Source organism: Halonatronomonas betaini, assembly GCF_015666175.1.
Taxonomy (GTDB): Bacteria; Bacillota; Halanaerobiia; order Halanaerobiales; family Halarsenatibacteraceae; genus Halonatronomonas; species Halonatronomonas betaini.
This window is the reverse complement of sequence record NZ_JADPIE010000001.1, coordinates 424,422-444,722: the sequence shown is the minus strand read 5'-3', so window position 1 is coordinate 444,722 and position 20,301 is coordinate 424,422. Positions and strand designations below refer to the sequence as shown.

General features: G+C 34.4%; 17 protein-coding genes. 2 read left to right on the top strand and 15 right to left on the bottom strand.

Annotation, left to right across the window (positions count from 1 at the left end; translation table 11 throughout):
- Positions 1-123: 123 nt before the first annotated feature.
- From I0Q91_RS02225 to I0Q91_RS02205, 5 genes are all read right to left on the bottom strand, one after another.
- Complete coding sequence (locus I0Q91_RS02225; RefSeq protein WP_270452571.1) at positions 124-624, bottom strand: chemotaxis protein CheW; 501 nt, start codon at positions 622-624, stop codon at positions 124-126.
- Positions 625-638: 14 nt separating this feature from the next.
- Positions 639-1,163, bottom strand: coding sequence for a chemotaxis protein CheW (locus tag I0Q91_RS02220; RefSeq protein ID WP_270452570.1), 525 nt, complete (start codon positions 1,161-1,163; stop codon positions 639-641).
- Between the two features lie 15 nt (positions 1,164-1,178).
- Entirely contained in the window at positions 1,179-2,354 is a 1,176-nt protein-coding gene (locus I0Q91_RS02215) for a chemotaxis protein CheA (protein WP_270452569.1), read from the bottom strand.
- 84 nt (positions 2,355-2,438) lie between these two features.
- A complete protein-coding gene (locus I0Q91_RS02210; protein ID WP_270452568.1) occupies positions 2,439-4,535 on the bottom strand; it encodes a methyl-accepting chemotaxis protein in 2,097 nt (698 codons plus the stop codon).
- A 506-nt stretch (positions 4,536-5,041) separates the two neighbouring features.
- Complete coding sequence (locus I0Q91_RS02205) at positions 5,042-5,977, bottom strand: 1-phosphofructokinase family hexose kinase (RefSeq protein WP_270452566.1); 936 nt, start codon at positions 5,975-5,977, stop codon at positions 5,042-5,044.
- A 201-nt stretch (positions 5,978-6,178) separates the two neighbouring features.
- Between I0Q91_RS02205 and I0Q91_RS02200 the strand changes: the two genes are divergently transcribed.
- On the top strand, positions 6,179-6,805 hold the full coding sequence (locus I0Q91_RS02200; protein WP_270452565.1) for a class I SAM-dependent methyltransferase: 627 nt from the start codon (positions 6,179-6,181) through the stop codon (positions 6,803-6,805).
- 116 nt (positions 6,806-6,921) lie between these two features.
- Here I0Q91_RS02200 and I0Q91_RS02195 read toward each other — a convergent pair whose 3' ends face one another.
- The 5 genes from I0Q91_RS02195 to I0Q91_RS02175 form a co-directional block, all read right to left on the bottom strand.
- A complete protein-coding gene (locus tag I0Q91_RS02195; RefSeq protein WP_270452564.1) occupies positions 6,922-7,311 on the bottom strand; it encodes a DUF302 domain-containing protein in 390 nt (129 codons plus the stop codon).
- 311 nt (positions 7,312-7,622) lie between these two features.
- Positions 7,623-8,693 (bottom strand): ABC transporter ATP-binding protein, encoded by a 1,071-nt coding sequence (locus tag I0Q91_RS02190; RefSeq protein ID WP_270452563.1) that lies wholly within the window; start codon positions 8,691-8,693, stop codon positions 7,623-7,625.
- Positions 8,694-8,725: 32 nt separating this feature from the next.
- Entirely contained in the window at positions 8,726-10,357 is a 1,632-nt protein-coding gene (locus I0Q91_RS02185; RefSeq protein WP_270452562.1) for an ABC transporter permease, read from the bottom strand.
- A gap of 113 nt (positions 10,358-10,470) precedes the next feature.
- Positions 10,471-11,496 carry an iron ABC transporter substrate-binding protein gene (locus I0Q91_RS02180; protein WP_270452561.1) on the bottom strand — a complete coding sequence of 342 codons (1,026 nt, stop codon included), beginning with the start codon at positions 11,494-11,496 and terminating at the stop codon, positions 10,471-10,473.
- A gap of 320 nt (positions 11,497-11,816) precedes the next feature.
- Positions 11,817-12,596, bottom strand: a complete 780-nt coding sequence (locus I0Q91_RS02175) for a peptidoglycan-binding domain-containing protein (RefSeq protein ID WP_270452560.1) — start codon at positions 12,594-12,596, stop codon at positions 11,817-11,819.
- 433 nt (positions 12,597-13,029) lie between these two features.
- On the opposite strand from I0Q91_RS02175, the gene I0Q91_RS02170 reads away from it, so the two are divergent.
- Positions 13,030-13,233: a cold shock domain-containing protein gene (locus tag I0Q91_RS02170; protein WP_270452559.1), complete on the top strand. Its 204-nt coding sequence runs from the start codon at positions 13,030-13,032 to the stop codon at positions 13,231-13,233.
- Positions 13,234-13,330: 97 nt separating this feature from the next.
- Here I0Q91_RS02170 and I0Q91_RS02165 read toward each other — a convergent pair whose 3' ends face one another.
- The 5 genes from I0Q91_RS02165 to I0Q91_RS02145 all read right to left on the bottom strand — a co-directional run bounded on the left by I0Q91_RS02165 (position 13,331) and on the right by I0Q91_RS02145 (position 20,279).
- Positions 13,331-14,185: a sugar diacid recognition domain-containing protein gene (locus tag I0Q91_RS02165; RefSeq protein WP_270452557.1), complete on the bottom strand. Its 855-nt coding sequence runs from the start codon at positions 14,183-14,185 to the stop codon at positions 13,331-13,333.
- 1,008 nt (positions 14,186-15,193) lie between these two features.
- Positions 15,194-16,525, bottom strand: coding sequence for a GH1 family beta-glucosidase (locus tag I0Q91_RS02160; RefSeq protein WP_270452556.1), 1,332 nt, complete (start codon positions 16,523-16,525; stop codon positions 15,194-15,196).
- 20 nt (positions 16,526-16,545) lie between these two features.
- On the bottom strand, positions 16,546-17,529 hold the full coding sequence (locus I0Q91_RS02155; protein WP_270452555.1) for an aldo/keto reductase: 984 nt from the start codon (positions 17,527-17,529) through the stop codon (positions 16,546-16,548).
- 293 nt (positions 17,530-17,822) lie between these two features.
- Positions 17,823-18,383, bottom strand: coding sequence for a sugar O-acetyltransferase (locus tag I0Q91_RS02150; RefSeq protein ID WP_270452554.1), 561 nt, complete (start codon positions 18,381-18,383; stop codon positions 17,823-17,825).
- 141 nt (positions 18,384-18,524) lie between these two features.
- On the bottom strand, positions 18,525-20,279 hold the full coding sequence (locus I0Q91_RS02145) for an HD domain-containing phosphohydrolase (protein WP_270452553.1): 1,755 nt from the start codon (positions 20,277-20,279) through the stop codon (positions 18,525-18,527).
- Positions 20,280-20,301 lie beyond the last annotated feature (22 nt).

The window sequence follows — 20,301 nt, the reverse complement described above, 5'->3', positions numbered from 1 at the left end:
ACTTCCCTATCTAATATCTTAACTGCATCTAATATTTATTATTTTATATTCTGCTCTTTATTATTAGAAAACTTTAATCATTCACTATTAACCCATTAATATCAGCTATTAGTATTCTCCAGGTTAAACATCTAATTCTGAAATTTCGTCAACTTCTTCCTGGGTCAATACTTTATCTAGCTTAAGTAAAATTATCAGTCGGTCATCCAGTTTGCCTACGCCTTCAATAAAATCTTTTTTATACTGCTGGGTCAGCCCAGATGCAGAGCCAATATTATCTTCACTCAACCTGATAATACCTTTAACCTCAGAAACCTGCATACCTATTAGATTTCCTGCTATCTCAACAACAATTATCTTGTCATCACTTTCTCTTTCCTTTTTATCAATCTCTAACCTTTTGTAAAGATCAACAATCGGAACAATCTCACCTCTTAAATTTATAACACCTTTAACAAAATCAGGGGTTGATGGCATCTCAGTTAGCTCAGTAAAATTAATTATCTCTCTAGTCTGTTTTATCTCAACACCAAATTCCTGATCATTTATCAAAAAGACTATATATTGATTCTTTACTTCAATCTTTTTTTCAGATCTGCTCTCATCCTTAAATTTAGATAACATAGATACTCCCCCACTTAATTTTTAATTTCATCGGTATCTTCAAATAATATCTTATTTAAATCGACTAAGACCAATAGCCGGTCTTCAATCTTGCCAATACCTATTAAATATTCCTGTCTTACGCCACCGGCAACTTCAGGGGCAGGCTCTAATTTATCCTGATCAAGCCAGACAACCTCATTAACTCCATCTACTTTTATCCCGATTAAGGCATCATTAACTTCAACAGTTATAATCCTGCTGGAATCAGTCTCCTCATTGTCTTCAAGCTCTATAGAAAACCTCTTTTTCATATCAACAACAGGCACTATCTGGCCTCTTAAATTTATTACACCTAATACATGCTCAGGAGTATTGGGGACATTAGTAATATTTTTCGGCTTGATTATCTCCTTGGCCTGGGAGATATTAACCCCATATTCTTCTGACCCGAGCTGAAATACAACAAACTGATCCTTATTCCCTGTATTATCATGCATCCCGTCATTTAAATAATCATCTCGTACAGCTTCTTCTTTATCAACTGTTACAGCTTCCATCTCTTCCCCTCCCCCTTATGCAATATTCCTGACATCTAAAATCAAGGCAACATCGCCGTCACCAACGATTGTCGCACCACTAATATGCTCAACATTCAATAAATACTTGCCAAGAGATTTAATAACTATCTCCTGCTGGTTTAAGAGCTCATCAATTACTAAACCAACCAGCCTCTCCCCGGTTTTAACAATAACCACAGGTATCTCATCAAGCTCTTTATACTTGCCATATTCCATATCTAAATTAAGCTGCCTGGCAGCTTCCTTTATTGGAATAGTCTTATCTCTTAAGACGATTACATCCTGACCTCTAACCTGTTTTAATCTATCAGGAGTAATAGTTAAGGTTTCACTGATAGCATTCAATGGAATTGCAAAAATCTCATCATCTATTTTAACCATTAAGGCCTGGGTAATTGCCAGAGTTAATGGCAGAGAAATAGTAAACCTTGTGCCAATATCCTTTTCAGATTCAATCATTATCTGGCCATCAAGGGATTCAACGACACTTTTGACAACATCCATGCCTACTCCCCGGCCAGAGACATCACTTACCTCTTCAGTCATTGAAAAGCCTGGAGCAAAGATAAAATTAAGCTTTTCCCTTTCATCCATATTCTCAACATCTTCTCTGGTTGTAATTCCTTTTTCAATGGCCTTTTCAGCCAGCTTATCGCCATCAAGGCCTTTACCGTCATCCTCAACCTCTATTAAAATCTCGCTGCCTTTCTGATAGGCCTTAAGTAAAATCTTGCCCTCAACAGGTTTGCCCTTTTCTTTTCTGACATCTTTTTTCTCAATACCATGGTCAACGGCATTCCTTAAAAGATGGACTAAAGGATCAGCAAGCTCATCTATAATTGAACGGTCCAGCTCAGTTTCAGCACCTTCAATGATTAGGTCAATCTCTTTATCTAACTCCTTGGATAAATCCCTGATCATTCTCGGGAACCTATTGAAAATGCCACCGATTGGAACCATTCTTATCTGCATAACAACATGATGGAGCTCCATTGTTACCCTGTCTAACTGACCAATAATATCACTATAGGTATCATGCTCCAGTTTTAAACCCTCAAGCCTCGTTTTATTAATCAACAATTCACCAACCATATTCATCAAGGTATCAAGTTTTGAGATATCGACCCTGACAGTTGATGAATATTCAAAATCTGATTTATTTTCACTCATGGAGTTAACCTCCTACTATTAATTGAATATTTAAAAGTAATAGAGACTGGCTGAAAATTATGCCAGCCCCTATAACTAATTTATTTACAGTTCAAATTTATTGACTGTTTCTGCTAAGTCCTGAGCCATTTCAGCAAGTCTCTCAGAGGCAGCCACCACTTCTTCTGAAGAGGCGCTCTGTTCCTCGCTGGAAGCTGCTACTTCCTGGGCATTACTTGATGATTGCTCACTAACTGCAGCAACTTCAAGAATTGAAGTATTGACCTTTTCACTATTCTCAATCATTTCTTTTGAAGCCTTATCAACTTTTGCTATTAAACTTTCCAATGAATTAACGGCCTGTTTTATTTTATTAAATGATTCATCAGTGACTTCAATAGCTTCAACACTATCTGTAACAGCTTTTTCAGCCTGACTTGAATTATCAATAGATTCTTCTACGCCTTTTTGGATTTCAGTAATCAATGATGAGACCTGCTGGGTTGCGTTGGATGTCTCTTCAGCCAGTTCTCTAATCTCATCAGCAACTACACTAAAACCTCTACCTGCTTCACCGGCCCGGGCTGCTTCAATTGCAGCGTTTAAGGCAAGTAAATTGGTTTGAGCTGCTATCCCGTCAATTAAACTTACTATCTCATTAATTTCATTTGAAAGTTCTCCAAGATTATTAATACTATTAACTACATCTTGAGAGCTTGCTTTTACTGAATTTATCTGACTTTTAGCATTCTCAACTGAATTGTTGCCGACTCCAATATTATCAATAACATCTTTTGACTGTTTATTCATCTCTTCTGACATTTTATTAACATTATCTAGATTTTCACTAAGGTCTTCTATATTACTGGAAGTTGTATCTATCTGGGCAGTTTGTTCTTCAGCTCCAGATGCCACTTCTTCAATTGCCTTTCCTATCTCCTGAGCTGATGCTGACATCTCCTCGCTAGAAGCTGATAACTCTTCACTGGAAGAGGATAATTCGTCTGTTATTTTGGCTACCTGTTGAATCATATCTTTCAAGTTTTCTTTCATTTTATTTAAAGAACTGCCTAAAACGCCGATTTCATCATTACTATCAATGCTTAAATCATCTATTCCTAATTTACCGTTAGAAATATCCTTGGAAAAACTAACAGCATTTATTATTGGTTTTGTTATTTGATTGGAGAATAAATATGCAATTATAATTATTATTAAAGCAGCTACTATTGCAATAATTATAATCATCCTTTGCAGGGCATCTATAGCAGCAAAGGCTTCAGCCTCATCTATCTCTGCAATAATTGCCCAGGTAAAACCTGGAAGCATTAAAGGATCATAGGCACTTAACACACTTATACCTCTATAATCTTCAATTAATTGATGCCCTGCATTACCGGCAAAAGCCTCCCGGGCTGCGAGCGTATCTATTTCTCTTTCTAAAATTGTGCTTTCTGATGAAAATCTTGAGTCTGAACGCATCAGTAAATCTTCACCAACTAAATAAACTTCACCACTTTCCCCCATACCTTCTTCAACAGACATTATGTTATTAATAGCTTCATCAGATATCTGGAGAGCTAAGACTCCAAGGAATTCGCCATCTTCCTGGATCGGAGCAGCAATAAAACTTGCAGGACCATCTGAAGGAGGGTAATATTCATAATCAACTAATGTTACTTCATTTTGTCCCTGGGAAAAAGCTGCAGCTAGATTAGTATCGTTATAGCTACCTCCAACTAAATTTGTTCCAAGATCGCTTTCTGCCTCTACAGTATAAATTATTTCACCATCTGGATCTATTAAAAAGAGATCATAATATCCATAGAGATCTATGTACCTATCAAAATACTGTTCATATTCTGATACCACATTATTATATTGTCGACTATTTAAGCCATTATCATGATAAGGTTCTACTAAATTATTCATAGCCCTATAAACATTCATAGAAGTACTTAAAACTTCTATATCAGCCAATCTTTCATTAAAAAAATCATTAATCTGTTCATGTTTAATAGATTGTATGGACTCTAGCTTTAAAAAGATCTCTTCTTCTAAATTATCTGAAGCATTATTTAAACTCAGATAAGATATGATCAAGACCGGAATAAGACTAATAAGCAAGAACATTACTATTAACTTTACTGAAAAACTTAGACCTTTTGTTTCTACTTTATCTTTTTTATTTTTATTAAACACTTTGTTCCCCCCCTTGTTTTTGGTATATTCAAAATATTTTAACTAAATGTGTAACATATAAAAATCGCCTCCTAATAATATTTATTATTAAAGAAATTATTAACAAAGTTAATTAAACTAAAATATATAAAACTCTACCTGCTAAAATACAGATAGGGTGATAATAACCTGCTTTCGGCAGCCAGTCTATCTGGCTTTGTGACTGCTTAGTTAAATAATAACAGTCACCATTTCGAGCAGAAATGTATATAATGTCTTGTTATGGATATAAAAGTAAGCAGATTGATAAAGTTGGAATTCAAACCTATATTCATTATTCGTCATTTATTACTAAAGTCCTGCAAGAAAATTAAAAATATTTAAATTAATTAATTATTATTCAAATCAGTGAATATGTCATCTTAAATTATTAAAAAACTTATTTAAAAAAATCACTTAAATTTAGCCAACTATAATTAAAAATTTGAATATTTATATTTTTTTATTTTAAAAACAGTAAAAAATTTTTAATTTTTATTAATCATTCCCTGATATAATCTATCAGTATCTATTTTCCGGCATAACTCAGTACCCGGTGTCATTACAGCAGCAGAACCTGCTGCTATACCATAAATAAAAGCATCTTCAATTGATTTTCCCTGGGAAAGGCTTAAGACCATGCCGGCAACCATGCTGTCTCCAGCTCCTACCTTGCTCTTGATAGGTACAGTCGGTGGACGCATAAACTTAGCCTTATCTTGATAAATTAGCAAAGCTCCACCTGCACCAATAGAGATAACAAGTGCCTCACAACAGGAACCTTCAATTAATTTAAATGCATGTTCCTTTATTTCTTCTTCATATTGAAATTCTTTTCCCACCAGATCCTGAAACTCACCTATATTTGGTTTGATTAAAAAAACTCCCTCTTTCATAACTTCTTTCAAAGGAGCACCAGAAACATCTACTATTACTTTTGATCCTCTTTTCTTTGCAAGTCCAGCTAAATCTGCATATATTCCAAAATTAGTTTTTGCCGGAATACTTCCACTTATCACAAAATACTCAGGAAAATCTTCTATATTCTTAAAAGTATCGAATATCTTATGATATTCACTATCACTTATTTCAGGACCAGGCATACCAAATCTATACTGTTGTTGAGATGCCCTCTCAAAAGCTATAAAATTCTCTCGTATGGAAGCTTCAATCTCTATAGACTTTAGATTAAGTTCTTCTTGCGCAAGAAGTGTGTCCAGTTTTCTACCTGTAAAACCACCTGAGGTGTAGACAAGCAAAGAGCTTCCACCAAGCTTCTTTATTGCACGAGAAACATTAATTCCTCCACCTCCAGGTTCATACCTCACTGTATCACAGGAAAGTTTAGCTTCTGCCCTCACATTATCAACTTTTGCGCTTTTGTCAATAGTTGGATTCAACGTAAATGTAAGAATTTTTTTCATGATAACCCTCCATTAATAAAAGAAGTTACGTTCTACGTTCAATTCATAATATTAAATTAACCAAATAAAGAAATAGTCCTGCAAAATCAACAAATTTTAAACGATTGTTTTACTTGTCCATATGAATAATATATAATTTAAGCATAACAAAGCAATAAATCAGACTAAATTTCTGCAAAAACATATTAATGGGGTGATAAAATGTCTGATGATAATAAGACTAAACAGAGATATGATAGAATCGCTCCGATCTACGATAAATTTGAAATAATAATGGAAAAGGCAGCTTTCCAGGGCTGGAGGAAAAAGCTCTGGGATAAAATAGAGGAAAATTCAAAAGAAGGTGATAAACTACTGGAAGCAGGTGTTGGCACCGGTAAAAATATCTCATATTACTCTGAAGGTCTGCATTATACCGCAATAGATTTTAGTCCAAAAATGCTAAGCAGGGCCAAGGAGAAAGCTGCTGATTCCTCAAGAAAAATTGAGTTTATAGAAATGGATATTCAAAAGCTTGAATTCCCTGATGATTATTTCGATTTTATTGTGACAAGCTGTGTATTCTGCTCGGTACCTGATCCTGTTAAGGGCTTGCAGGAATTAAAGCGTGTATTAAAGCCAGAGGGAAAAGTATATATGCTAGAACATCTGCGGAGCCAGAAATTTTTACTTGGTCCAATTATGGATCTGACAAACTTTATCCCTAAAAATATTTGGGGTGCCAATATCAATCGTAAAACGCTGGAAAATATTAAGGCAGCTGGTCTTAACTTAGAATCTGTGGAAGATCTCTGGTTAGATATCGTTAAGTTAATCATTCTTAATTAAATATCTCTGAAAATAAAAAGGAGACGGAATTATACCGTCTCCTTTTGCAAGATTTATTACTTTCTATTCAGTCTCTTCTTAATCAGCTATTTTTTAATTTCAGCTTAGATTTTCATCTACATATTCTTTATAACTCTCTCCAAACGTTCTTTGATCTCTTTGGCCAGTTCCTTTATCTCTTGGTTGTTAGGCAGGTTCATAACTTCCATTGGATTTATGATAGCTACTGAAGTATCACCTGAATCAGAAGTATAAACAACCACATTACAGGGTAAGAGCAGGCCGATATCTTCTTCCATTTGGAGCGCTTTATAAGCAAATTTAGGATTGCAGGCTCCTAGAATAATATATTTATTAAAGTCCTCACCTATTTTATCTTTAAATGTCTGCTTCATGTCAATCTCAGATAATACTCCAAAGCCTTCCTCTTTCAGTTCAGCTTTCACTTTTTCTAAGGCATCTTCGTAATTTAGATCCACTTTCTTCTTCATACTATAATTACTCATTAAATATTACCCCTCTCCTGGCTTAAAACCAATCTGGTTATAAATTTTAATCTTCCAAGAATAAGTATACAGCTTGTAACAAAAGAATTATGTTAATTCCTTACATCATCAAACCTTAAATATCTTTGGAGTTAATATAGAAACTATTCGATATTATGAGTGAGAGGGAATTATTCCTGAACCACTACGTAATGAATCTGGTTATCGACAATATTCTGATTAAGATGTAACTAGACTTGATTTTCTTGATCTATGAGCAGTATCAATCAACTTACCTAAAATAAAATTTATTTGCAACTATATTATATTAATTAGATTGCTGGTTTACATTCTCCAATCATAGTTAAGAAATGGGGCAAAAGTTTAAAAGAAACTTTATCTCCTACTTCTACTCTATATTTAGGATGAATATGAACTAGCAAATCCTGATAAAATTCTTTATTAGTAAGTTCAATTATTAAATCAACAACTCCACCTTTATAAGCAATTTCTTTAATTGTACCCTGAATTGGGCCATCTTCTACCAGTTCAAAACCATCAGGACGAATTGAAATAATAACATCTTCTCCTGGTTGTTTATTATGCTGATAGTTATAGGTGAAAGTACCCAAATCTGTCTCAATATTTTCTCCTTTAGGACCTAAAACTCCATGTAGAATATTGGATTGGCCTACAAAAGTAGCAACAAAGCAAGCAATTGGAGATTCATAAATCTCCCTTGGAGTACCTTTTTGTTCAAGTTGACCGTTATTCATGACTACGATTTTGTCTGAAATTGATAATGCTTCTTCCTGATCATGGGTAACGAATACTGCCGGAGTTTCACTTTTTCTTAAAATACGAACTACTTCACGACGCATTTTTTCCCGTAAATTCATATCTAAATTACTAAATGGCTCATCAAGTAGAACTAAGATTGGATCAGTTACCAGGGCTCTAGCTAAGGCCACTCTCTGCTGCTGACCGCCAGAAAGGTCAGCTGGATTTTTATCTGCATGGTTTTCTAATCCTACTAGCTCAATCATCTCCTGAACTTTCTCAGCATTTTTAGCTTTATTTTTATTCTTTAACCCAAAGCTTATATTATCTCTGACACTTAGATGAGGGAAAAGAGCATAATCCTGGAAAACCATACCTACCCCTCTGTCCTCTGGTGGTACCCAGCAATTATTACTTGCCATTCTCTTGCCCTGCATAATAACTTCTCCAGAATCAGGTCTTTCTAGACCAGCAATTACCCGTAACAAAGTAGTCTTGCCACAGCCGCTAGGGCCTAATAGAGTTAAGATTTCTCCATCCTGAACTCCAAAAGATACATCTTTAACCGCCGGTACTTCTGCATCTGTATAAATTTTAGTAATATTATTTAATTCAACAATCATAAAAGTTCTCCCCTTTATAATATAAATAAATTTTAAGCATTTTTATCTTCCTGATTAAATAGTATCCACAGAGAAAAGGAAGAAACTAAAACTAAAAGTAAGGCTGGTCCTGCTGCTCTGGTATAAAATGCCTCTGTTGTTGCATTCCAAATCTCTGTTGTTAACGACCGAAAACCAGTGGGGGCTAATAACATGGTCGCCGGTAGTTCTTTCATTGTAGTCAGAAAAATCAGGGCTGCTCCTGTATAAATTCCTGATTTTATTAAAGGAATAGTAACAGACATTAATATTTTAAACCTGGAATAACCCATTGTTAAACCAACATCTTCGACATTAGGACTGACCTGCAATAAAGAACTACGCAAGGTACCCATTGCCTGTGGTAAAAATAAAATTACATAAGCAAAAATCAATAGGGGCAAAGTTTGATATAATGGAAAAGCGTAATTAGAAGCAAAAAATACAAGGGATAAAGCGACTACTATTCCTGGCAATGCATAACCGGCATAGGTTATCTTCTCTAATAAGCTACTAAATTTACTTTTATATTTTACTGATAATATAGCAACTGGGAGAGTAATAAATGTTCCTACTATTGCTGCTATAAATGAAACATAGAAAGAATTAAAAGCCGCTTCCCAGCGTAACATTGCTGGTTCTCCTTGAAGCAAACCCCGGATTAACCAGAAAGCTGAGACTCCGACTGGAATAACTAGAGCTAAAGTTACTACCAGCAAACAAAAAATCAGAGCAGGCCATTTCCACTTACCCAATTTATTTCTCTTCACTTTTCCCTTAGTCCCTCTACTTACACTGTGATAGCGTGCCTTCCCTCTTGTCTTCATCTCAACACTAACTATAAAGATAGTAACAACTACCAATACTAGAGATAAAATTGCTGCGTAAGTACGATCAAAGGTTCCTCGATACTGCAAGAAAATTACCCGGGTAAAGGAATTAAATTGTAATAAAGAAACGGCAGCAAAATCACTTAATGTATAAAGAGCCACTAATAATCCTCCTGATGCAATAGCAGGTCGAAGCTTAGGTAAAGTGATCTTCCAAAACACCTGCCATGGAGTTTTACCTAATGTGCGAGCTGTCTCCTCCTGTCCTGGATCCATTCCTCGTAAAGCAGCTCTTACCGATAATAAGACATAAGGATAGGTAAGCAAACTCAATACCGCCCAGGCACCAAAAAATCCATAAATACCTGGTTCATAAGAGATATTAAAAGTACTAGTTAAAAAATTATGGACTATACCTCCATAGCCAAAGGCTGCTACAAAGGCGAATCCTCCAACTAGGGTTGGTACCACAAGGGGAACCATAGTTAAAATAGACCAGATTTTCCTCCCTGGAAGATTAGTGCGAACTGTTAGCCAGGCCAACGGAACAGCAATAATAATAGTAGTTGTTGTTACAGCAGCAGCTAAACCTAAAGTATTTAATAATACACTGAATGTTCTCTCACGAAAAAGTAACGAGAAAAAATTTTCTGCTCCCCAGACACGAACTAATAAATAAAAAAGTGGTAAAGACATAGCTAAAGCAATTAATATTACTGGAATCAATATAAAGGGTGGAGCCACAAATGGCCAGTTTATTTCTCCATTTTTCACTGCTTTTATTTTATCCTTAAATTTTAAATAATTAGCTTTCATATATATACCCCTTAACTTTAATAAAAGAGAGAAGAGAAAACCGAATAAAGTTAGTCTTCTCTGCTCTCCTTATCATTTCTAACATAATATCAGGCTAAGTTGATATTCTTTATTTATAACGCCCCAACTTCTGAAAGTAGTTCTAGTGTTCCCTGAAGATCTTCAATATTAGTAAGATCTAAATCAGGAGCATTAATATCTTCTAAAGGTTTTAGTAATGGATTGTCAACTTCCATCCCCTCTACAACTGGATATTCATTATTTTCCTGCACAAAATATTGCTGTGCTTCTTCTCTAAGCATAAATTCAATGAATTTATTTACTGCTTCATTATCTTTAGCTACATCTAAAACTCCAATTCCTGCTATATTAATCATAGAACCAGCATCCCCGGAAGTATAAATCTGTCTAACAGGAAAATCTTCTCCTTCTTCTGCTATAAATCTAAATAAATAATAATGATTAACAAAACCTATATCTGCTTCACCACGACTAATACCTTCAAGTGTACTTGTATTATTATGATACTCATATGGATTGTTAGCTAAAATTCCTTCTATCCATTCTTTAGCTCTTTCTTCACCTTCTAGGACTCTCAAACCAGTTACAAAAGCTTGAAAAGAACCATTGCTAGGGGCCCAACCAATTCGACCTTCCCATTCTGGCTCAGTAAAACCCCAGATGCTATCAGGCAGTTCATCTTCATCAACATTATTAGTATTATAAGCCACTACTCTTGCTCTTCCTGAAGTACCCAGCCAGTCACCTTCAGGTGATCTTAGTCTACTATCAACCTGCTCTAAATATTCTTCAGAGATAGTCTGTAATCTATCTTCTACAGCTAATGCTCCTAGAGCACCTGCATCCTGAGCAAAGAAGATGTCAGCTGGACTGTTTTGGCCTTCTTCTAAAATAGTTGCTGCAAGCTCAGCTGTATCACCATATCTAGCATTAACTTCAATTCCTGTTTTTTCTGTAAATCTTTCAAATAAAGGTCCAATTAAATTTTCTGATCTACCAGAATAAACTGTTAGTCCATTATCGTTACTGCTACCAAAAAATGCCTGATTAGTCCCCCCAACAATTAATAGTACAGCTAATATAAATGATAAAATTATAAATTTTTTATGTTTAAACATTAATTTACTCCCCTTTTATGTTCTAAGTGAAAATGAATTTCATTCCGGCATTTTTATTATACTGGAGAGTGTTATTAATGTCAAGTATATTGCTATGTTTAATTAAGCACAATTAAAAAATAATTTTTATTTGAGATCTTAATTATTATTGTCTAAAGTTAAATAGCAGGCTCATAAACGATTGAGAAGCTTCAGCTATTCTTTCCAGTTTTGAAGATATTATTTCCGCCCTGGGTGAGTATTAATAATATAAGCTATTAAGGCACCCGGCAAGGGCGCCTTAAATCTTTTGCTATTTTCTTTTATTTTCATATTTATCCTTACTGGGACTTGAAAAGTGGCCACTCTTGCTCTGCTGCCTTCTCGATCATATTCTGATGCTGTTCATCTTCTGCATTATCTTTATGACGCCTGCTCCCCTGGAAATGAATGTCAAAATGCCCGGTAAAATTGTTGTCAGAGATATGGCCATTTACATTCTCACCATGGGGCATACCTGTAATTGATCCTGCTATCAGCCTGTCCTGAATTTGAACTACCACAGGCCTCCGTTCCCAGCTCCATTCTCCTCCATAAATTTTCCTTAATACTTCTACATTTTCAGGATTAATCGGTTCTACATCTGCATGATTACTACCATAGATTCTGCTGACCCTGAGGCTCAGACCGCTCGCTATATCTGTGACAATTACTGAATCTGTTCTGTTGAAAATTTCATCAACTTCAGACCAGGAAACTGCCTCAACTTCTCGGGTCGGGACTATCTTATCATCCTGGATTAATTTTAAAGTTGAAAGCGTTTCTTCTCCAGCTAACCCGTCGACCGTTAAATTCTGATGCCTTTGAAACTGTTCTACAGCAATCTCGGTCTGCAAACCGAAATATCCAGTTGCATCAGATATTTTGAATCCAGCCATGCTCAACTCTCTTTGAAGTTTTTCCACCTGAGACCCTTCACTATCTCTTCTCAACAGGGGAAAATTTTCCGCCTGGAGACTAGATGCTCCAACTAAAATTACTAGATTAAATACCACAAATAATACCAGGATTGAAATTAAAAAAGAACCAGATAGTTTTTTCTTTATAGACGAACATTTCATTTTAGAATTATCTCCTTTCATACTAAGTATTGCTTTTTATGCTGTTTAATTGTTTGTCTTGTAGATTAATCTATATTATTTATACAGGGTATTTGTATTGCTGCCAGGTTAAATTATAAATAAACCGAGTATAAATGTCAAGTTTAAAAGCAAATTGATACTGCTATACACTCTTGAACAAATTTAAAACTTCAGTTTTGTAATTTAAGCCGATTGAAAAATGTTTGCAGGTTATAATTAAGATACAATTGTCACAAAAATAGGGGGTATGTGTATTTTAAAGAGGTGGAAATATTCTAGAATTTTACAACTGAATGATTGAAAACAAAATTTTAATTATTTGACAGGCATCTCAAACTGTGCTATAATTATTTTTGTTGGACACAAAATCTAGTTTCATCGTCCAATGTAGAAATAGGAGGAATTTATTTAAATGATTTACACAGGTACAGTTAAATGGTTTAATGATCAAAAAGGTTTCGGTTTTATTGAAAGAGAATCTGGTGACGACGTATTCGTACACTTCTCAGCAATTCAGTCTGACGGTTTCAAAAGCCTAGAAGATGGACAGGACGTTGAGTTCGAAGTAGTAGAAGGCGACCGTGGACCACAAGCTGAAAACGTTGTTGCTGTATAAATAAGTATATAATACTTTAAATATAAAGCAGAAAACGTGAAGCCCCCTACCATTAATTTGGTAGGGGGTTTTTAATTTATAAATTTACTATTAAAGTTTATTTTTCAAGCCAGGTTTGAATAGCTTCTTGAATCTCTAAAATATTTTCTGTAAGGCTTTCTATGGCTACTGCCTGCTCTTCTGTTATCTCGCTAGTATCATTTGCTATCTCTACTATTTGATCCATTTTAACTCGCATCTCTTTTAAAATTTCATCTATATTTTCTATTGATTCCTTTGAATTATCTGCAAGTGTTCTAATTTCATTTGCTACAACAGAAAATCCTGCCCCTTCCTGACCAAGTCGTGCAGCTTCTATTGAAGCATTAAGACCTAAGATAGTAGTTTTATTGGCAATCTTATTAATAGTCTGGTAGATAACCTCTGTATTTGTTAGGCTCTCATCTATTTTATCTACCATATTCTGTGTATCTTTTGCTCTACTGGAAACTTCCTGGCCTGAAGCAGTTAACTCTTCTGCTTTTGCTGAAATATTCTCTATTTCAGTAAAGACCTGATCAGCCAATTTCTGCTTTTCTTTTTGTTGCTTCTCTTTCTTTAATTCCTGTTCAACTATTATTCCTGCCATTCTTTGAAGTGGTTTAACTTCTTCTGGATCTCCTGTAATTCCAATACAGGCCACACGTTCTCCATTATAAGTTATTGGACCAGTGTAACCTGGCAGAGCACCTTCCATCTTTTTGGCATCTTCAGTAGATAATGCTGCTTCATCCCATTTACCAGTCAGGACATTTTTAGCCCCTTCATGGATATCTCCTAATCTATTGGGTTGAGTAGTTGCAATAATCTCGCCACCATTACCCATGAATTGCACATTATTTCCGGTGACCTCATTTAATATACCTACTATTCTTTCAGCCAGTTCTTTAGAGACATTATGTTCCCAGCTCATAAGATACCTTCCTCTCTTAAAACAAATATAAAATTATCCTATTAAACTATAATTCTTGGTTAAAGCAATAATTCCTTTTTTTAGAATAAAAATAATAAAGTTGTTTCCGGCTAAATTCCTTGTTATGCTGGCATTAATAGGTATATTTTCTTATGACTATTCCATTATAGATTACTTGTATAAATAAAGTCAAATCGACCAGAAAAAGAGTAAAAATGTTATTGTGATTGATATATCAATCTGTAAGCCTGTTTGGCTACTTTTTTCGACAAATTAAAAAACTTATTTTTTTATAAAAATTTAGCTCTTATTTTCATTTTGCTATTGACTTATTTTGGATTTGTGATAATATGTTCTTGATATACCTGTTTTTTTCATATTTTATATCTCCATATAAAAATCCCCGAGATAATAATAGGTTATTGGGGCCTATATTTTCGGGGATTTTTGCGTTTATTATTATAAAATTCTCTACTCAGTACTTCTCACTTTACTTAAAACTTAAAATGCTCCTTATTCTTTCAATTTGCTAAAACCATATTGATAGTTAATTCTGAAAACTATACTGAGAAATTTAAAAAATATAGCGGTTATTATTTGAATAATTTGATACCGCATATATCGAACTATATTGCCTTTTATTTTAATTTTAAATTCAATCAATAGCAGACTACCACAAATTTATATCAAGGGCAATTAAGCTATAATTTGATTATATTTTTGAAGAATCCAGCTTTGAGTTGAGAGTATAATTAATATTAGGTTCTGAGGTAAATAAACTGGCAAATGAAATATTTAATCTACGCAAAAATTTTATGCAAAAATCCTCTGAAAAAAGTTTATCACTAGCTTTTCTCAGGGGATTTTTACTTTGTGAAATTTGTTAAAAGATACTACAAGGTAACCGTCGGGCAAGGAGGAGGTCAATAATAAAATAATCTCCCCAATGAATTATTAGTCCATAGAGGGAGATTATTTAAAATAGGGAGATTATTTAAAACTATATTTTTATTTAATTAGTTGTCGATACCATTTAGCGCTATCTTTTAAAATTCTCTTTTTTGTTTCAAAATCAACATATATTAATCCAAAGCGGCGGGTATAACCCCAGGCCCATTCAAAATTATCCATTAATGACCAGGCATAATATCCTGCTACTGGTACTCCACTTTTTATTGCCCGCTCAACTGCTTTCAGATGGCTGGCATAGTAATCTATTCTATCTTTATCATTAACTCTACCATATTCATCAACTTTATCATCACTGGCACGACCATTTTCGGTAATATATATGGGCTTATCAGTATATTCTTCTTTAAGATTGATTAGAAGATTATAGAGACCATCTGGATAAACTTCCCAGCCCATTTCTGTATGTGGATTACCTATCATTTTAACATGCTTATAATCAAAGATATTATTAGATTTATCTGCTTCTATGACGTGCCTGGTATAATAATTTATACCGAGAAAATCTATTTCCTGATTGATAATCTCCATATCCCCTTCATCAATAAACTCCAAATTAAAATTATCTTTAAATTTATTCATAAGTTTATCAGGGTATTTTGCTTTAAATATAGGATCAAGGAACCAGCGATTAGAAAATTCCTCTTCTAATTCGGCTGCTTCAATATCGCTTTTAGATTGGCTTACTGGATTTATTTCATGTAAGTCTAGAGTAATGCCGATTTCACCATCGAGGTCCATTTCTCTATATTTTTTAACTACTTTGCCATGGGAGAGCATTATATTATGAGCAACCTGAATTGCAGCAGACAGATCATTTTTCCCAGGAGCATGTTCTCCAAAATAATTTCCTAAAAAGGAGGCTACCCAGGGCTCATTATGAGTTATCCAGCTCTTTACCTTATCCCCTAATTCATAAAAGAGTAGTTCAGCATATTCCACGAAATAATCAGTTGTTTTTCGATTTTCCCAGCCACCCTCTTCCTGGATAGCCTGGGGAAGATCCCAGTGATATAATGTGATTGCAGGTTCTATCCCTGCTTTTAATAGTTCATCTACCAGTTCTTTATAAAAATCAAGTCCAGCCTGATTAACTTTACCATGGCCTTCCGGAAAGATTCTTGGCCATGAAATAGAAAATCTATATGAATCTAAATTTAATTCTTTCATTAATGCAATATCTTCTTTAAAGCGGTTATAATGGTCGCAGGCCTGATCACCTGTATCTCCATTTAAGACATTGCCTTCCTGATGAGAAAAACGGTCCCAGATGGATTCTCCTTTGCCATCTTTATCCCAGGCACCTTCTATCTGATAAGAAGAAGTTGCTGCACCAAAGATAAAAACATCAGGAAAATTATATTCTGTCATAAAATTTCATCCTTTCTAATTTACCAGAGATGATGAACGCTATCTCTGATATATTCATCATATATCCTGTCAACTTCGTCCATTACTTCATCTGAAAGATCTTCAGCCTCTGATGCTGCTATATTATCTTCTACCTGCCAGGGCTTTTTACCTCCTGGAATAACACAGCTAACTGCATCATTCATTAATATCCATTTTAGGGCAAATTGAGCCATGGTCAGGCCTTCTGGCTTTATCTTTCTCAACTCCTCAACAGCTTTTAATCCTTGCTTAAAGTCAACACCAGCAAAGGTTTCACCTTTATCAAAAGCCTCTCCATCTCTATTAAAGTTCCTGTGATCATCTTCAGCAAAAGTAGAATCTTTATCAAACTTACCGGTCAAAAGCCCGCTGGCAAGCGGCACTCTGCAGATAATACCAACATTTTTCTCTTTTGCCTTATCAAAAAGTTCATCAGCCGGTTTATGTCGGAACATATTATAAATTATCTGTATAGTTGCCAAATTATCATATTCTAAGGCTTTTAGAGCCTGAGAAACTTTTTCAACACTGACACCATAGTTGGCTATCATTCCATCAACCACCATCTCATCTAAGGCCTCAAAAACTTCTTTATCATTAAATACTTCATCTGGAGGGCAGTGAAGTTGTAAGAGATCAATTTTATCCAACTGCAAATTTTTCAGGCTCCTCTTTACAAACCTGCGCAGATTTTCTCTATTATAACCCTTAGCAACATGAGGATCTAAACGCCTTCCAGCTTTTGTAGCAATATAAATTTCTTGATCAGTTTTTTGATTCATCTCACCAATCAACTTTTCACTATGGCCGTCTCCATAGACATCAGCAGTATCAAAAAAGTTAATTCCATTATCAAGAGCTGTCTGTAAAGCTTCCTTACTCCGTTCGTCATCAACAGGACCCCAGGAACCGCCAATAGCCCATCCACCATAAGAAACTTCAGATACTTTAAACCCGGTTTTACCAAGCTTTCTATATTTCATAATTTATCACTCCCGGTTGCTATATTTAATAACTAAATTTTTCCTAACCTTCTCCAAAGAGTACATAATGATTTTCCTCGACAGCATGAAACTCGTCTTTATCCTTCTTCTGATAAAATTCTTCTACAAGATCATTAATCTGCTCTGGTAGAAATTCTTCTTTTCTATCCCATTTTTCTTTTGGATGATGAACTATCGATCTTTTTAAAGTTTTCAGCCATGCTTTTCCTCCTAATTTAGATTGATTTTAAATTTTTGATTTCATTAATCCCTAATCCTAATTCATTAAAAGATCAGGAATTATCAATTTCTTTAATAACCCGGGCTGGATTACCACCTGCAAAGACATTAGCCGGGATATCTTTGGTGACGACTGCTCCGGCACCGATTACTGCATTATCGCCAATTTTTACTCCTGGCTGAATTACAACACCGCCTCCTATCCAGACATTATCACCAATCTCAATTGGAAAGCCTAATTCACGGCCTGAATTTCTTGCTTCTGCTTCTAAAGGGTGAGTGGCAGTATAGATCTGAACAGCAGGTCCAAGCATTACATTATCTCCTATGGTTATGGTATTTACATCTAAAAATACACAGTTATGGTTGGCATAAAAATTTTCTCCTAATTTGATATTATAACCATAATCACAATAAAAATCAGGTTCAATATATGGAGCCTGCTCAGTCTGGAATAATTCTTGAAGAATAGCTTTTTTCTTATCTTTTAATTCTGGATTTAAATTATTATACTGGTGGCATAAGTTTTTGGCCCTTGACCTATCTTCTACTAATTCATCATCTTCAGATAAATAGAGTTCTCCTGCTAACATTTTTTCTTTTTCTGTTTTCATTATAAAAGCACCTCAAATTATATATGTTATATTAAGCTATAGATATAATTAAATACTATATTGAAAACTCCTGCAATTCCAGCAAAAATTAAAACCACCAAACTGGTGGCTATAAAATGCTTTATATGATATAATTTTGTTTCAATCAGATATCATTTCTACGAATTTTTCTGCTAGATTAGGGTCAAACTGACTACCAGCACAATCTCTGATTTCTTTTAAGGCTTCTTCTTTACTCAATGGATCTTTATAGGGTCTACCAGCAGTCATAACATCATAGGCATCTACGATAGATAAAATTCGAGCCAAATAAGGGATTTCTTCCCCTTCCAGTCCATTGGGGTAACCATCACCATCCCATCTTTCATGATGGGAGCGTATTTCCTCACTTAAGTGAGAAAAATCTTCTGAAGAAGATGCTATATAAGCTCCAGTTTCAGGATGTTTTTTAATCAACTCCCATTCAGACTCTTCTAATTTTCCTGCTTTTTTTAATATTTCTGCCGGTATTTTGGTTTTACCAATGTCATGCAAATTGGCCAATAAGGATAATCGGTCTAAATCTGATACTGATAACCCAACTTTTTCTCCTAATTTGATAGCCAATTCTTTCAGGCGTCTAACATGGTCTTCAGTTTCATGGCTCTTTGCCCCTAAAGCAGACAGTAGAGCCTGGAGGATATTACTTTTAGCACTTTTACTTTCAACTCTTTTATTGTCATACATTTTATCTTCAGCTTCTGCAAGCAACGCTTGAGTGTCTTTGTCCATGGTTTTTTTAACAGCAAAGCCTAAAGCTATTGAAATAGGTAAATCTTTAACCCCTAAAGTTGCTTCTCTGAAATTATCTTTAATTCTTTTATAAATTTTGTTCACTATTTTTTCATCAATTCCAGGTAAAAGTACAACAAATTCATCTCCACCCCAGCGGGATATTAAATCCTCCTCACGGCAGGATTCTTCAAGCAATTTAGCAGCCCTGATTAATAATTTATCACCCATTTCATGACCATAGGTATCATTAACCATCTTAAGGCCATTTACATCAGCCATGATTAAACTTAAGGGAAGTTGTCTTTTAACATTATATCTGCTCATTTCCTCTTCAATAAACTTTCTATTGTAAAGACCGGTCAGACTATCCCGGGCAGAAATATGCTCGCTTATATCCATTATAATTAGCAAATCAAGTTCTTTATCAATAAATTTCACCGGTGAAAGTGTAGCCTTAATCCACCTGTCTTTGCTAAGGTTTTGGAGCTTGAAGTTAGGATCATTTTTGCCATGATAATCAAAACTTTTTTCTAAAAAATTAATTATTTTCTCATTAACAAATATATCTAAAATGTTTTTCTCTAAAACATCATTTTTATTTTTTTCTAAGATGCTTAAAAATGTAGAATTGACATAGTTGATTTTATTATCATTTAAAATACAGACTCCTATAGGTGTATCCTGAGAGAGTGATCTATAAATTTTTTCAGATAAATTTAAAGTTATCCCACTAATTTTCAGCAGTTTCTCTATTGTAAATCTTATATATTCCTTCCTGGAAGGCACCTCAATAACTTCATCAATAAGGGAAAGAACTTTTTCGCCTAACTGTTTAATTGTTTTATTTGTTATTAAAACAACTGGAAGATTTATCTTTGGTATTTCCTCTTTTTTTACTAACTCTATAAATTTTCTCTTGTGTTTAATCAAAGCCTCTTCATCTACAACTATAAGATCAAAAAGTTCTTCAGGAAAATCATTTACTTTACTTTCAAGAATTTGATAATCTCCCTGTAAAATTTTCTGAAGTATTTTTTTATTCTCTTCATGCTCCATAAGCACAAGTATTTTAGCTTTATCATCTAAATTGATTTTATTTTTTCGTTCTATATTTTTAGGCATTAACAGCACTCCATTTTGAGTT